This window comes from Maribacter huludaoensis (assembly GCF_029350945.1).
Taxonomy (GTDB): domain Bacteria; phylum Bacteroidota; class Bacteroidia; order Flavobacteriales; family Flavobacteriaceae; genus Maribacter; species Maribacter huludaoensis.
In genome coordinates, this window is the sequence record NZ_JARKMS010000001.1 from 65,196 (window position 1) to 81,370 (window position 16,175).

A 16,175-nucleotide genomic window follows, 5' to 3' on the forward strand; every position below is an offset into this window, starting at 1 on the left:
CTTTGCACTAGAATATAAATAACCAATGAAGAAATTATTTGTTCTATTTGCTCTTGTAATAACTTCCTTGTCATTTGCACAAGAGACCAGTTCAATTAGAGGTAAAGTTTTAGACGGCGAGTTTTTTAACGAGCCGTTACTAATGGCTTCTGTAAGTATGGACAACGCTGCATATTCTACTCAAACCAATTTTAGGGGCAATTTTGAATTTAACGATGTAGCCGTGGGCACCCATAACATGGTAATTCAGTTTGTAGGCTATGAACCTATGCACTTGGAAATTACGGTAAATGAAGGTGAGCAAACGGAAATTCTGGAAACATTATATGCCAAAAGAATAGCACTACCTTCTACGGCCAAAGTTAGCGCCACCACTGAAAGCACTTTAAAGTTAGCAGCTAATAAAACAAGCTAAAATTAGGGCGGCGTCAATTACCATTTACAAACTCTTCTATCAGGTAAATGATTTTGATGTTAAAACAAAAATTCTTTTTAGAAAAGAAATTAGTATTTTCATCCACTAAACTTAGTTTCTTTGCAAAGGTAAAAATCTATGTAAAGTATACGATATTAACTTCATAACCTTATTTTAACCTTAATGATAATTTATAATGTCATTTTTGTTCCTTATTTAAATTTTTGATGGGCGAGAACATATATTTATTCATGATTATTGCGTTGGCGGTTTTAGCCATAACAGATTTAATTGTTGGTGTTAGTAATGATGCCGTCAATTTTTTAAATTCAGCAATAGGGTCTAAAGCAATTTCCTTTAAAACCATAATGCTTGTAGCCAGTGTAGGCATCGCCTTTGGGGCGGTATCATCAAGCGGAATGATGGAAGTAGCGAGAAAAGGAATCTTCAATCCATCTGAGTTTGTCTTCGCAGAAATCATGATTGTCTTTATGGCCGTTATGATAACGGACATTCTACTACTGGACTTCTTTAACACCTTGGGTATGCCCACGTCAACTACAGTGTCCATCGTTTTCGAACTGTTAGGTGCCGCCGTAGCCATATCATTGGTGAAAATTTATTCGGGAGACGGCAATTTCACCCATCTTTCAAATTATATAAATACAGATAAGGCAACAGAGATTATTATTGGTATACTTTTATCCGTGGTCATAGCCTTTACCATTGGAGCAATTGTACAATTTATTACCAGAATATTACTCTCCTTCAAGTTCAACGAAAAACCAAAGTGGGTTGGTGCAATTTTTGGTGGTATGGCCATTACGGCAATTATATATTTTATCCTTATCAAAGGGCTCAAGGGAACCTCAATATTAAGCCCTGAAGCAACCATGTTCATTGGTAATAATCCTGAATTATTTTTATTGGGAAATTTCTTTGTATGGTTTGCACTATCATGGTTTGCCACAACTTTCATGAAATGGAATATCTATACCATCATTATAATTCTGGGCACCTTTGCCCTGGCCATGGCATTTGCAGGTAATGATTTGGTAAACTTTATTGGTGTTCCTTTAGCTGCATATGAATCATTTCAAAGTTGGTCCGCTTCTGGTCAGTTAGCTTCCGACTATAATATGAAAGGATTAGCGGTTGCCGTACAAACCCCAACATACCTATTGTTGGCTTCTGGGGTTATCATGGTAGTTACATTATGGTTTTCTTCAAAAGCTAAGAATGTAGTAAAAACAAGTGTTGACCTATCTAGACAGGACGAAGGTGACGAACGTTTTGAGCCAAACTATCTATCAAGACAAATAGTGAAATTTTCAATAATTGCATCTAAAAATTTGAACAGTTTAATTCCTGTATCATTACAAAAGAAAATTGATACTCAATTTATAAAGCCAACATCATATGCACAAAAGGCAAAGGCTAAAGACCAACCCGCTTTTGATCTTATCAGGGCTTCTGTAAACCTAATGGTGGCCAGTGTATTGATCTCTTTGGCTACCTCGTTAAAATTGCCCTTATCTACTACATACGTAACTTTTATGGTAGCAATGGGTACGTCATTGGCAGATAGAGCTTGGGGTTCTGAAAGTGCCGTATACAGAGTTGCCGGTGTTCTAAATGTTATTGGCGGTTGGTTCTTTACGGCTATCGTAGCTTTCGTAGCTGCGGCCATCATAGCCTACATTATTCATTTAGGAGGTATTTATGCCATAAGTATCTTATTGGTATTTGCTTTTGTTCTGATCGGCAAAAACTATTTGTCTCACACCAAAAAATTAAAAGAAACCAAAGAAGAGGAAATATTAGAGCGTGCAGAAAGTAGCTCTATACAAGGTGTAATTGAAGAAAGTGCAAAAAACATTGCCAACGTTGTAAAAAGAGCGAATAAAATTTATTCCAACTCAATAAACGGACTAGCAAAACAAGACCTCAGCTCACTTCAAAAAAACAAGAAGCAAGGCGCCAAATTGGCAAACGAAATTGAGGATCTAAGAAATCATACCTTCTATTTCATTAAAAATCTAGAAGAAGCCCACATTGGTGCCAGTAATTTCTACATTAATGCCATGGGACACTTAACGGATATTTCACAATCATTGGAATACATTGGTAAAGTAAGCCATAAACATGTGAACAATAACCACAAGAAATTAAAGTACAACCAAATAAAAGAGCTTAAACAAATAGATATTAAACTAGCCGAGATTTTAGATAATACTTATCACGCTTTTGAAGAGAGATCATTCGAAAAAATTGGTAACATACTCAACAATAAGCAAGAATTATACGATTTGGTTTCTCAAAAAATTAGCGCACAGGTAGAGCGTACAAGGTCAGAGGAATCTAGCCCTAAAAACACGACATTATACTTTACTATATTACTTGAAACTAAAGATTTAATGACAGCTACCATGGATTTACTGGAACTGTATTATAAGGAACATGATGCAGATGTTAAACCGGCAACATTAGACTAAAAGAGATACACTTTAAAAAACACGTTTTATGAAATATGTTTTGCTAACGATTTTCTTGCTGCAAGGAGTATTAAATTATGCACAAGAAATCACCGGAACTCAATTGCTAGAACGTGCCATTGCCTATCACGACCCAGAAAACAACTGGTCTAGTTTTAAAGGAAAAATGCTGATTGAAATGGAAAGCCCAAAAAACAGTCCACGTAGTACTGTTATTGAAATGAAGCTTCCAAACAATTATTTTAAAACAACAGTCAAAAAAAACAATTACACAATTGAATCTGAATTGGACAATAGTAAATGTACCCTAAAATTAAACGGCAGTACTTCTATATTTCCAAAGATCAAGGATAGCTTGAATATTAGCTGTGATCGCGCAAAGATGATGAAAAACTATTATACTTTTTTATATGGTCTTCCTATGAAATTAAAAGATAAGGGCACAATAATAGATAATAACGTAATTAAGAAGACTTTTAAGGGAAAGGAGTATTTAGTATTAAAAGCTACGTATGAAAAAGAAGTAGGTAATGATACTTGGTATTTTTACTTTGACCCTAAAACCTACGCCATGGAAGTATATCAGTTCTTTCATGATGAAAGTAAAAATGATGGCGAGTACATTCTACTTTCAGAAATGATTATGGTGAACGGTATAAAAATTCCTAAAGTACGTGCCTGGTATTATAATAAAGGTGATGTTTACTTAGCTACCGATAACTTACGCAAAGCGAATGTAATTGACTAGCGATAAAAATTCATTTCATCCATATATTTCCAAACTTCTGGTGGTAATAATGGTTTAATGTTTTTACCGTTCTTATGCTCCTTTCGTATTAACGTGGAAGAGATTTCCATAATAGGAGCATTTACCCGATGTATCTTTTCATGGTCTTGAAATTGATGCTCAATAGCGCCTTCTGAAATTCTAGGATACACATAAATGTTATGCAGTTCTAAAATTGCCTCATAATTCTTCCATTTATGCAGCCCTTTTAAATTATCCTCACCCATTATCAACGAAAATTCATATCCATTTGGGTGCTTTTCCCCCAAATGAACAAGGGTATTTATCGTATAATTCGGCTGGGGTAAGTTAAATTCAATATTACTAGGTTTTAACCTATCGTAGTCTTTTGTGGCTTCATAAACCATCTCAAATCTTTGATGGTTGTCTAAAAGCGTTTTCTTGACCTTAAACGGACTTTGTGGGGTAACTACGAACCAAACCTCATCCAAATCAGAAAACTCTACCATATGGTTCGCAATGACTAAATGACCTATATGAATAGGGTTAAAGGTACCAAAGTATAATCCTACCTTCTTCATAACATACTAGTCTTTGTCTTCAGAAACAAAATCTGCTACTAGATCCACCGCTTCTTTTAAAGCCACATCAAGATCATAATTTTTAATAATCTTATCAAATTGAGGTGCCGTCGCCAATTCTACCGATGCCTTTGCAATACGCATGTTAATTTTGTCCTCACTTTCTGTACTCCTCTTTTTAAGTCTTATTTTAAGTTCATCAACGCTAGGGGGTTTTACAAAAACCGCCAAGGTCTGTTCAGGAAATTTCTTTTTAATTCGTAATCCGCCAACAACATCAATATCAAAAATAACGTTCTTGCCTTCTGCCCAAAGTCGCTCAACCTCACTTTTTAACGTACCATAAAAGTTATCTCTATACACCTCTTCCCACTCCAGAAAATCATCGTTCTTAATATGATTCTTAAATTCTGAAACCGACATGAAATAATAATGCTCTTTGTTCTTTTCCTTTCCCCTTCTTGGGCGTGAAGTTGCAGATACCGAAAAAGCCAAATTCAATTCTGGCTGTGCCAATAAATGGCGTACAATGGTTGTTTTTCCACTTCCTGAGGGCGCAGAAAAAATGATTAGTTTTCCACCTTTCATCTATAGTACGTTTAACATTTGTTCTTTTATTTTCTCAAGCTCGTCTTTCATCTGTACCACAAGCTGCTGCATTGGGGCAAAGTTGGCCTTAGACCCGATCGTATTAATTTCACGACCAATTTCTTGAGATATAAAACCTAATTTTTTACCATTACTATCGTCTGATTGTAACGTTTTACTGAAGTAATCCAAATGATTTGCCAAGCGAACTTTCTCCTCTGTAATATCATACTTTTCCAAATAGTATATAAGCTCTTGTTCAAACCTGTTTGCATCAACATCTGCCTTTATATCCTGAACCGCCTTTTCTAAACGCTCACGTATTGTTGCCTGTCTGTCTGGATCAATAGCAACTACCTTTTCTAGCAACTTCTCCAAAGAAGCTATTCTCGCTAAAAAATCTTTTTCTAAAACACTGCCCTCTTCAGACCTAAACATATTAATTTCTACCAAAGCCCCTTTTAACGCCTCTTTAATAGCCTCATATTCAGATTCGTCAATATCATCTTTATCTGTTTTCATGGCATCTGGAAAACGCAATGCCATTTCTAACAATCTAAGGTCATCACCATCGGCAATATTTTTCAATTGGCCCATATATTGTTTAACAGCTACTTCATTTACCTGGGTAGAGGTTTCATTACCGGTGAGTTCAACATACAAGTTAAAATCTACCTTACCTCGCAATAATGAATTAGCTACCAATTTTCTTAATTCCAATTCTTTCTCACGATAACTTGACGGCATACGTGCATTTAAATCAATACTCTTACTATTAAGCGATTTTATTTCTACCGTAATTTTTTTATTAGGTAATTGAACTACATGCTTTCCGAAGCCGGTCATCGATTGAATCATAAATACTTTTTAAGATTAAGACAAAGGTAAGGTAATTGAAAAATTATACGTTAAACAACTTACCCTACTTAAATAATTAAGGAGCATACAAAATTATTCTTGTCTGCCCCTTAATCTATAATTGATAATAATATTAAAGTTCCCTTACCCAAATATTTCTAAAACTTACACGACTATCGTCGCCGTGATCTTGTAACATTAAAGGACCTTTTCCATGAGCGGGGTTTTTAGGCCACCCAATATAAGGCGTAGTACCTTTCAGTTCAACGTGGTCTTGTACCAACACGCCATTATGGATTACGGTAATAGTGCCAGATTTTATTTTACCGCCGTCTTTATTGAATACTGGCGCATGATAAACAATATCATAAGTATTCCATTCCCCTGTTGGAACAGAAGCCATAGCCAACGGCACGTGTTGCTTGTATATAGAACCTACTTGCCCATTTACATAGGTTGGGTTATCATTTTGATCTAATACTTGAACTTCATACAAACCATTTAAAAACACACCACTATTTGCTCTGTTCTGCCCTTCTCTCTGAACGGGTAACGGAGATTTCCATTCTATATGCAATTGCACATCACCAAAATTCTGTTTGGTCTGTATGTTTCCGGTCTTATCATTAACCGTCATACTACCATCTTTGTTCACGTGCCATTTAGCAGCCGTACTATCATTTGTACTTATCCAATTATTTAAGTCAGTACCGTTAAAAAGCACAATGGCATCACTTGGGGCAGTCCCAGTACTACCAGGCTTTACAACTGGCACTTTAGGCTCGTAAAATTCGGTTTGCTCGGGCTTGGTAGGCTCTTCGCCCATATATTCCTCATAAACTATAACACTATCTTTAGCCTGCATAGTTTCAACAACATCGGTAGTTACTTTTTCTTGGCAAGACCCCAAAACCAATATAGCTCCGAACATAATTAATGTAGTATTCTTTATCATCACCTAATGCAATTTAAAGTTGTTTAATTTTTATATTTCTGAACCATACCTTATTATCGTGGTCCTGCAATCCTATTTTACCCGTGGTGTAATCCCCAAATCCGTCCCATTCAGCAAATTTTGATGTTGCCACCATGGCATTCCATTCTTCATTTGCTAACGGAAAGGATACCGTTTCTATACCATTTAAAATTACACTACCTTTTTGCTCTTTGTGATTGACAGAAATGGTCATAGTATTCCACTCACCTATTGGTTTGGTAACATCTTTTGAAGGAGAAACCATATCGTACAATGCACCCGCTTGACGGTTTGTACCTACCATTGCATCTGGATGCTTATGATTATCCAATATTTGAATTTCAGGTCCGGTTTGATACCCTGTTCCAAATTTTTCATCCTCGCTAATGCCCCAAAAAACACCGCTATTACCTGCTTCTGATATTTTCCAATCTAACGTTAGAACAAAATTGGTAAATTCTTGCCTTGTAACAAGATCATGATTTTTATGCTCTTCATCTTCAGGTGGCATGTATACCAAAGCATCACCTTCTATTCTCCAAGCATCGCTAATACCGTCTGTTTTAAACTCTTTCCACTGATCTAACGAAGTACCATTGAACAATATTTGCCAATCATCAACAACAATTTCAGCTTCATCGTTCAAAACCGTTTTTGATGTTTGCTTTTTCTCTTGCATACATGCAACAAAAAACAAAAAACACATCGCACTAACGATATACTTTTTCATCATCAACAAATTACAGACCTAACATTTTTTTCAACATTTCCTTATCTGTCGCTGCACCGGCAAAATCATCAAAAGTTTTCTCTGTTGCCTCAATAATATGGTCCGATATAAATTTAGCCCCTTCACGAGCACCTTGCTCCGGACTTTTTATACAGCACTCCCATTCCATTACCGCCCAAACATCACAACCGTATTGTGTCAATTTAGAAAAGATGGTCTTAAAATCTATCTGTCCATCACCTAAAGAACGGTATCTACCAGCTCTATCTCCCCAATCGTTATAGCCACCAAAAGCACCTTTTTTACCTGTTGGGTTAAATTCAGAATCTTTCACGTGAAAAGACTTTATAAACTCATGATAATGATCGATGTACGTGATATAGTCTAACTGTTGCAATACAAAGTGACTTGGGTCATAAAGAATATTTACTCTTTTATGATTGCCTGTAGCTTCTAGAAAACGCTCAAAAGTATCCCCATCATGTAAATCTTCGCCAGGGTGAATCTCATAACAGACATCTACACCTTCTTTATCAAAATGATTTAAGATAGGCAACCATCTATTTGCTAATTCTTCAAAGCCCATTTCCACTAAACCGGCCGGTCTTTGTGGCCAAGGGTGCATGGTATGCCATAACAACGACCCAGAAAAAGTAGCATGCGCTTTTAGCCCTAACCTTCTACTTGCAGTCGCTGCTTTCTTTACGGTTTCAATTGCCCATTCCGTTCTTGCCTTTGGTTTACCGTGTACATTGTTTGGAGCAAAAGAATCGAACATTAAATCATACGCAGGGTGTACCGCTACAAGTTGACCCTGAAGGTGTGTAGAAAGTTCCGTAATCTCTAATCCATAAGAGTTTACTTTACCCTTTAGCTCATCGCAATAGGTCTGACTTTCGGCAGCCTTGTCCAAATCGATCAAAAAACTTTCCCATGTAGGAATTTGAATGCCTTTATATCCCAGATCAGCTGCCCATTTACACATTCCGTCCAAAGAATTAAATGGAGCTTTACTGTCTACAAACTGTGCCAAGAAAACGGCTGGTCCTTTAATTGTTTTCATAAAAAAATACTATCTATTGTTGTTTGAATTTGTTGTTGACCATGAGTTATCAAATCTCTTGAAAAATCTTATATTTAAGAATTATATCAAGTTCTTCTCTAAACTTTAAAGATTTGCTATAAATATAGGGATTACCATCAGAAAAAGATAAAAATTCAGGCATGAATAAAGATGAAATATTCGACGCAATCGTGGTCGGCACAGGAATAAGTGGTGGCTGGGCCGCTAAGGAATTAACAGAGAAGGGCTTAAAAACCCTTGTCTTGGAACGTGGTCCTATGGTAAAGCATATTGAAAACTATCCTACCGTGAATGATGACCCTTGGGATTACCCGTTGAAAGGGGAACTTTCTAAAGAAGATAAAGAAAAGTATCATGTTCAATCTCGTGTAGGATGGGCCCCAAAAGAAGATTCCAAGCATTTCTTTGTAAACGATTTAGACCACCCGTATGTAGAGACCAAACGTTTTGACTGGATTCGTGGATATCAAGTAGGCGGTAGATCACTTACCTGGGGTCGACAAAGTTACCGTTGGAGCGATATTGATTTTGAAGCCAACAAAAAAGAAGGTATTGGCGTAGACTGGCCCGTTAGATATAAGGATATTGCTCCTTGGTACGATAAAGTTGAAAAATATATAGGTGTAAGTGGAGAAACCTTAGGATTAGATGTTTTACCTGACGGAATTTTTCAACCTGCCATGAAATTAAATTGTGTAGAAGAGGATTTTAAAAACAACATTGCAGAAAAATTCGAAGACGGAAGATTGATTACCATTGGTAGGGCCGCACACATTACCGATCCCAATGCCACTTTTGAAGGCCGTGGTACTTGCCAAAACAGAGACCGATGCTGGCGTGGCTGCCCATTTGGCGGTTATTTCAGTAGTAACTCGTCAACATTACCGGCAGCGGAACGAACCGGAAATATGACCCTAAGACCAAACTCTATAGTGTATGAAATCATCTATGATGATACTACCAAAAAAGCAACTGGTGTTAAAATAATAGATGCAGAAACGAATGAGAAAATTGAATTTAAGGCAAAGGTGATTTTTCTATGCGCATCTGCAATGGCATCGGTCGGTATTCTATTACAATCTAAATCTGAGCGCTTCCCGAACGGATTAGGAAACGATTCCGATGCTTTGGGAAGAGGTATTATGGACCACCATTACAAATTAGGTGCAACTGCAAAAGTAGATGGTTATTTAGATAAATATTATAAAGGAAGACGAGCCAACGGGTTTTACATACCACGTTTTGTAAACTTGAGCGAAAAAACAAGACGGAATGGATATTTACGAGGTTTTGGCTACCAAGGCACGGCCAGCAGAGGAGATTGGTCAAAAGATATTGGAGAACTTTCATATGGCAAGGACTTAAAGGAGTCTGTATTGAAACCAGGTCGCTGGACCATTGGCGTAACGGGGTTTGGTGAGTTCTTACCCTATGATGATAATAGAGTAACCCTAAGCCCTACCGAAAAGGACAAATGGGGTTTACCTCAACTAGCTTTTGATGTAGAGTTTAAGGAAAACGAGTATAATATGCGTGAAGACATCAAAAAAGAGATTGTTACCATGTTTAAAGCTGCAGGCTTTAAAGATGTAGCTTCTTATGAAGAGTCTAGCGGACCAGGTTTGGGTATTCACGAAATGGGCGGGGCCAGAATGGGACATAGCGCAAAATCCTCTATTATTAACAAGCACAATCAAGTACATTTAGTACCAAATGTATATGTAACGGATGGCGCCTTCATGTCTTCTTCTAGTTGTGTAAACCCGTCATTGACCTATATGGCATTTACTGCCAGAGCCGCAAACCATGCGGCCGAACAGCTTAAAGCAGGTAAATTTTCTTGATGTTGAAATTAATTACAAAGAATTACGTTTATTAAATCCTATAGATTAAAGAAAATATCAGCTTATGGAAAATACTTCGGCCAGAAATATGTGGGGTAATTATTTAAAAAATCATCTCGAAGATGTCTTTCATGAGACACCAAAAACCATGTGTTTTGGCAATAATGAACATGATGCCAATGAAAGCGTTAGATTAATACAAAGTGGTGATAAAAAGGCAATATCCCATTCGTTGTTAGGCTTACAAAACAGAAACGAACCTTTACCCAAAATTGGTGATTATATTGTGGTTACGGATTGGAACGGTGAAGCGCAATGCATTGTTGTCACAACCTCCGTAACACTTAAACCCTATTTTAGTATTGATGCCGCTTATGCGCAATTAGAAGCAAACGGTGACAGGTCTTTGGATAGTTGGAAAAAATACCATTGGGAATTTTTCACAAAGGAATTACAAGAATTTAAAAGAGAACCAAAGGACAGTATGATTGTTGTTTGCCAGACATTTAAAAAAGTTAATTAAAATAGGTTTTCAAAAAACTACATAACAAAAAGAGCCGCAATTTGCGGCTCTTTTTTATAGTGTATCGTTTAGGTTTAATTCTCTAAAGTAACCCAAGTATTTCCACCTTTATGTGAATCAACGGTTGCTTCAATGAAGTTCATTCCACGAACGCCGTCTGCCATAGTAGGGAATTCACCATCATTGTATTCTTCTCCTCTAATGGCCCTAGCCACACCTTTATAAATATTAGCCATAGAATCAAAAATTCCTTCTGGGTGCCCGGCCGGTAATTTTGTTCCGTCTAAAGACAGCTCAGAGTTATAGGCATGACCAGGCTTATAAATTTGTGTTGGTTCAGTATCACTTAATTTATATAAAAAGTTAGGTCTTTCTTGTTCCCATCTAAACGCTCCTTTTTCCCCATAAATAGAAATAGCCAATCCGTTCTCCTCACCAGTAGCAACTTGGCTACCTCTAATAACACCTTTTACATGATCCCCCATACGTATTAGTACAGTACCATCCACATCCATTTGGTTATCTTCATATAGGTAATTGAAATCACAAAGCAGCTCTTTAACTTTTAATCCTGTAGTATATTCTACCATATTGAAAGCATGAACACCTATATCTCCCATACATGAACTTATACCTGCTTTTTTAGGATCCAATCTCCAAACAGATGATCTTTTCTCCTTATCATGTATAATAGTATTGATCCATCCTTGGTAATAAACGGCATCTACCTTATGAATTTTACCCAAAGCACCAGATTTGATCATTTCACGCATTTGACGCACCATAGGGTAACCGGTGTATGTATGTGTCAAAGCAAAAACAGTACCTGCCTTGGCATGTGCCTTTTGTAAATCTTTGGCTTCTTCTAAGGTTGTGGTCATTGGCTTTTCGCATATAACACTAAAACCATTGTCCAATAACTTCTTTGCCATTGGGTAATGTAAGAAGTTTGGCGTAAGTACTGAACAAACTTGTATACGCTCATCTTCAGGCAATTTCAATTCCTCTTCAATCAAGGTATCAAAATCTTTATATATCCTATTTAATGGTACATCTATTTCTTTGGCAAAAGCCATATTAGCATCAAAATCAGGGTTAAATACAGCACCCGTAATTTCATAATTATCATTAATGAAAGATGCTACTCTATGTAACACTCCTATCAGAGAGTCTCCACCCCCACCTAATATTCCTAATCGTATTTTCTTTGGCATTTTGTTGTTGTTTAAATTGAATTTTATAAATAAAATTATGTACTGAGATTAATAAAAAATAAAATTATGAAAACCGTAATGAACTAAATAACATAAAAGCTGTAAAATATGTTATATCATTTATCTTCTATAATAAACATAATCAGAGCTTATAGGTATTTCATCATGATTTCTAAAATCTACGGCAATTTGCCCTCTATGATTTGTAGAATGATTAATGATATGAAAAAGAATGTCCTGCAGGGTATTTGTAAATAAACGCCCTTCAGAATTTTCATAATCTATACGCTTATCAAAATTATCGGCATTGGTAACTATCTCAAAAGAGCTGCGTTGATTTTCATAATGGATATCTGCCCAATTTTTTACGTCATGCTCTTGCCAAACGTCGTATTCACTAGGCTTGTTTAAAATTCTTGCATTCCAAATATGGTGTGCGTTTAAAATATGACTGAACAGACGTACGGTTTCCGGTGATACAGAATCGAGTGCCAAACATTGTTCAATAAGTTTTTTATTACAGTGAAAATTATAATCGAATATTTCATTAAAAAAAGTCTCCATAAATCATACTATTGATTATTCTATTTCTTTTGCTGCTTTTAACAAAAGATCTCTTGTTGCAATGATACCGTCTGCCTCGCTAATTTCAGACCCTTCATATTCTACACCTATAAAACCTGTATAACCTGCATTTTTTACGATTTTAAGCATTTCTACATAGTCAATGCCGGTATCATAACCATCAGTATCAAAATTATTGGATTTTGCACTTACAGCTTTTGCATAGGGCATTAATTCTTTAACACCCTTATACTTGTCATACGCTTTAAGGCAGTCCCTACTATCTGGTTTACGTTCTATACAAAAGTTTCCAAAATCAGGTAAACTACCACAATTATCCATATTTACGGTTTTCATTACCTGGGCATGAAGTTCACCATTAGATGATAATCCGCCGTGGTTTTCAACCAACACATTAATTCCTTTGGTTTTTGCATAGGTAGCTAATTTTGTAAGCCCATCAACAGAATTCTTTATCCATTGTTCAGGAACATTGCTTCCATTAAGGTTTACCCTAATGGCATGACAACCCATTGCGGCGGCGGCGTCTACCCATTTTTTGTGCTTCTCAACGGTTTGGTTTCTTTCAACCTCATCATCAACGGCCAAATTACCTTGACCATCGATCATGATCAATACATTTTTCATTCCATACTTTTCTGCCTCTGCATTGGATTTTGCTACAAAATTTGCCATTGCTTCTTCAGAATAATCTGCATCTTCCAGTTCAGGATTATATAACTGGCTCACATATTCCAATCCGGTAAATCCCCAATCATTGGCTTTTTCTGCAAATGAATACGGATCCACACCATCTTCCCTTATCATTTTATGCATAGACCATTGTGCCAATGATATTTTAAAAAATGGAGTTGTAGTACTTTCTTCCATTACAATTTCTGTATTATCTACTTTATCTTTTTTAGTTTCCTTACAAGCGTAAGTTCCTAATAACGAGATACCGATACCTGCAATAGATGCGAACCGAATAAAACTTTTTCTTTTCATGTTTTGGTAGTTTGTTGTTGTTTGAAATATAATATTGACCACTGACGTTAAAATCATGAATAAGCTCATTCATCTAACCGAAGGTTAATTTTAGCGAATTTCGCAATAAGAATGGACAATAAATGTATAGAATTAATATAATATTTAATAAATTTATAGATTAAACAACTTTTATGAGCAAATTTTATTATAACGAAGAACAAGAGTCCTATGACGCTATAGTTGTAGGTACCGGAATTAGTGGCGGTTGGGCCGCTAAGGAATTATGTGAAGGAGGCCTTAAAACCCTGGTTTTGGAAAGGGGCCGAATGGTAAAACATATTGAAGATTATGAAACGGCCAACAAAGACCCATGGGATTTTCCTAATGCCGGTGAGCCGACGAAAGAAATAATAGAGCAGCAACCAAAACAGAACAGAACAGGTTATACTACAAACCAAGCTAGCAACATGTGGTTTGTTAATGACCTGAAACACCCATACAACGAGACTAAACGTTTTGATTGGATGCGAGGATATCACCTTGGTGGACGTTCTCTTCAATGGGGGCGCCAAAGTTACCGTTTAAGTGACATAGATTTTGAAGCGAATAAAAAAGAAGGTATTGCCGTAGATTGGCCTGTACGTTATAAAGATATAGCACCTTGGTATGACAAGGTAGAAGAATATATTGGTGTAAGTGGAGAAAACCTAGGTTTGGAACAGTTGCCAGATGGTAAATTTTTACCAATGATGGACCTCAATTGTGTAGAACAAGTGTTCAGGGAGAAAGTGGCAGAAAATTTTAATGGCCGCGTAGTAACCTCTGGTAGAGTTGCACATATTACCGGAACAAAACAATTTGATGGAAGAAGCAAATGTCAATTTAGAAATAGATGTATTAGAGGATGTCCTTTTGGAGCTTATTTTAGCAGTCTTTCATCAACGTTACCAGCGGCAGAAGCTACAGGTAATATGACACTTAGACCAGATTCAATTGTACATGAGGTAATTTATGACCCAAACACAAAGAAAGCTACAGGTGTAAAAGTTATTGATGCAAATACAAAGGAAACTTTTGAATTCAAGGCTAAAGTTATCTTCTTATGTGCTTCTGCAATTGCATCTACCTCTATATTGATGCAATCAAAATCTGAAACTTTCCCTAACGGTATGGGTAATGAATCTGATCAATTGGGCCGTAATATAATGGACCACCAATTAAAAGTTGGTGCGTCCGGTAAATTTGACGGATTTGATGACAAGTACTACAAGGGTAGAAAACCTAACGGTATCTATATTCCAAGATTTAGAAATCTAGGTGGCGATTCCGATAGAAAGGATTACTTAAGAGGATTTGGATATCAGGGCGGTGCATCTAGAGGCAACTGGCAAGAATCTATTGCTGAACTGTCTCATGGTAAAGACTTAAAAGATGCCGTTTTAAAACCTGGTGGATGGACATTTGGTATGATGGGCTTTGGTGAAGTATTGCCATACGAGAACAATAGATTTACACTAGATTATGATAAACTAGATGATTGGGGCCTACCTACTGTAACATTCGATGCAGAGCTACAAGAAAACGAACTAAAAATGCGTAAAGACATGTTAGAATCTGCAGTAGAGATGCTAGAAAAAGCAGGTCTTAGAGACGTAAAAGGGTATGATGAAGAAAGCGCGCTAGGACTTGGAATTCACGAAATGGGAACTGCACGTATGGGTAGGGACAGAAAAACATCTGTCTTAAACGGTAATAACCAATTACATGATGTACCAAATGTATACGTAACCGATGGATCATTTATGACTTCTGCCAGCTGTGTAAATCCATCTTTAACCTATATGGCATTTACGGCCAGAGCTGCAAACCACGCAATTGAACAACTTAAAAAAGGAAACATATAATGGATAGAAGACGTGTATTAAAAAATATGGGAATGTCACTTGGATATATGGTGGCCACCCCAACATTATTATCAATTGTACAAAGTTGTAAAAGTGAACCTGCCCTTACTTGGACTCCAGAATTTTTAGCTCAAAACGAAGGAGCGGTTCTTTCTAAATTAGTAGATATTATTTTACCAAAAACAGATACACCTTCTGCCTCAGAAGTGCAAGTTGATATTTTTATTGACAGATTTGCAAAAGATGTTATGGAAAAGGAACAACAAGATTTTCTTAAAATGTCCATGTCCAAGTTTACAAATAAAGCTTTGGCAGATTCTGGTAAAGAAAAAGTTGAAGATTTGACCGTAGAGGACCTTGAACCAGTTTTGGCTGCATCCTTAAAGTATAATAAGGATGAACAAGCAGAGATGTTCAAGACTATAAACAGTTATACAAAAGCTATTGCAGATGGTAATACAGCTGAATTAGATGACGAAGTTTCAAGATTTGCTTTTGCAAATAATTTAAGAGGTATGACTATTTGGGGCTATAAAGCTTCTGAATATGTTGGTGAAAATGTTTTGGCATACTTACCTGTACCAGGTGAATATGTAGCATGTGGCGACCTTCAAGAGCTTACAGAAGGTAAGGCTTGGTCGTTATAAATAACCGATAATTT

The 16,175-nt window shown here is 36.5% G+C and carries 16 protein-coding genes; 7 read left to right on the plus strand and 9 right to left on the minus strand.

Annotated features, from left to right (window positions below; all coding sequences use genetic code 11):
- The first annotated feature begins 25 nt into the window (after nt 1-25).
- The 3 genes from PXC01_RS00245 to PXC01_RS00255 all read left to right on the plus strand — a co-directional run bounded on the left by PXC01_RS00245 (nt 26) and on the right by PXC01_RS00255 (nt 3,658).
- Entirely contained in the window at nt 26-415 is a 390-nt protein-coding gene (locus PXC01_RS00245; protein ID WP_276470373.1) for a carboxypeptidase-like regulatory domain-containing protein, read from the plus strand.
- Between the two features lie 227 nt (nt 416-642).
- Nucleotides 643-2,910, plus strand: a complete 2,268-nt coding sequence (locus PXC01_RS00250) for an inorganic phosphate transporter (RefSeq protein WP_276470374.1) — start codon at nt 643-645, stop codon at nt 2,908-2,910.
- A 28-nt stretch (nt 2,911-2,938) separates the two neighbouring features.
- Nucleotides 2,939-3,658 (plus strand): DUF6503 family protein, encoded by a 720-nt coding sequence (locus PXC01_RS00255; protein ID WP_276470375.1) that lies wholly within the window; start codon nt 2,939-2,941, stop codon nt 3,656-3,658.
- On the opposite strand, the gene nadD is transcribed toward PXC01_RS00255, so the two are convergent.
- From nadD to PXC01_RS00285, 6 genes are all read right to left on the minus strand, one after another.
- A complete protein-coding gene (nadD, locus tag PXC01_RS00260) occupies nt 3,655-4,239 on the minus strand; it encodes a nicotinate (nicotinamide) nucleotide adenylyltransferase (protein ID WP_276470376.1) in 585 nt (194 codons plus the stop codon). The genes PXC01_RS00255 and nadD overlap by 4 nt on opposite strands.
- Nucleotides 4,240-4,245: 6 nt before the next feature.
- Complete coding sequence (gene gmk / locus PXC01_RS00265) at nt 4,246-4,827, minus strand: guanylate kinase (RefSeq protein ID WP_071340976.1); 582 nt, start codon at nt 4,825-4,827, stop codon at nt 4,246-4,248.
- Entirely contained in the window at nt 4,828-5,685 is an 858-nt protein-coding gene (locus PXC01_RS00270) for a YicC/YloC family endoribonuclease (protein ID WP_276470377.1), read from the minus strand.
- A gap of 133 nt (nt 5,686-5,818) precedes the next feature.
- Nucleotides 5,819-6,640, minus strand: coding sequence for a 3-keto-disaccharide hydrolase (locus PXC01_RS00275; RefSeq protein ID WP_276470378.1), 822 nt, complete (start codon nt 6,638-6,640; stop codon nt 5,819-5,821).
- Between the two features lie 13 nt (nt 6,641-6,653).
- Nucleotides 6,654-7,340, minus strand: coding sequence for a 3-keto-disaccharide hydrolase (locus PXC01_RS00280; RefSeq protein WP_276470379.1), 687 nt, complete (start codon nt 7,338-7,340; stop codon nt 6,654-6,656).
- Between the two features lie 61 nt (nt 7,341-7,401).
- Nucleotides 7,402-8,454, minus strand: coding sequence for a sugar phosphate isomerase/epimerase family protein (locus PXC01_RS00285; protein WP_276470380.1), 1,053 nt, complete (start codon nt 8,452-8,454; stop codon nt 7,402-7,404).
- Between the two features lie 161 nt (nt 8,455-8,615).
- Between PXC01_RS00285 and PXC01_RS00290 the strand changes: the two genes are divergently transcribed.
- Both PXC01_RS00290 and PXC01_RS00295 read left to right on the plus strand, forming a co-directional pair.
- Complete coding sequence (locus PXC01_RS00290; RefSeq protein WP_276470381.1) at nt 8,616-10,319, plus strand: GMC oxidoreductase; 1,704 nt, start codon at nt 8,616-8,618, stop codon at nt 10,317-10,319.
- A gap of 64 nt (nt 10,320-10,383) precedes the next feature.
- Nucleotides 10,384-10,842, plus strand: a complete 459-nt coding sequence (locus tag PXC01_RS00295; protein ID WP_276470382.1) for an ASCH domain-containing protein — start codon at nt 10,384-10,386, stop codon at nt 10,840-10,842.
- Between the two features lie 74 nt (nt 10,843-10,916).
- Here PXC01_RS00295 and PXC01_RS00300 read toward each other — a convergent pair whose 3' ends face one another.
- The 3 genes from PXC01_RS00300 to PXC01_RS00310 form a co-directional block, all read right to left on the minus strand.
- Nucleotides 10,917-12,056: a Gfo/Idh/MocA family protein gene (locus PXC01_RS00300; RefSeq protein WP_276470383.1), complete on the minus strand. Its 1,140-nt coding sequence runs from the start codon at nt 12,054-12,056 to the stop codon at nt 10,917-10,919.
- Between the two features lie 120 nt (nt 12,057-12,176).
- Nucleotides 12,177-12,620, minus strand: coding sequence for a DinB family protein (locus tag PXC01_RS00305; protein WP_276470384.1), 444 nt, complete (start codon nt 12,618-12,620; stop codon nt 12,177-12,179).
- 15 nt (nt 12,621-12,635) lie between these two features.
- Complete coding sequence (locus PXC01_RS00310; RefSeq protein WP_276470385.1) at nt 12,636-13,628, minus strand: sugar phosphate isomerase/epimerase family protein; 993 nt, start codon at nt 13,626-13,628, stop codon at nt 12,636-12,638.
- 173 nt (nt 13,629-13,801) lie between these two features.
- Between PXC01_RS00310 and PXC01_RS00315 the strand changes: the two genes are divergently transcribed.
- Both PXC01_RS00315 and PXC01_RS00320 read left to right on the plus strand, forming a co-directional pair.
- Nucleotides 13,802-15,514, plus strand: a complete 1,713-nt coding sequence (locus tag PXC01_RS00315; protein ID WP_276470386.1) for a GMC oxidoreductase — start codon at nt 13,802-13,804, stop codon at nt 15,512-15,514.
- Complete coding sequence (locus PXC01_RS00320) at nt 15,514-16,161, plus strand: gluconate 2-dehydrogenase subunit 3 family protein (RefSeq protein WP_276470387.1); 648 nt, start codon at nt 15,514-15,516, stop codon at nt 16,159-16,161. Before PXC01_RS00315 ends, PXC01_RS00320 begins: the two co-directional genes overlap by 1 nt.
- The last annotated feature ends 14 nt before the right edge of the window (nt 16,162-16,175 follow it).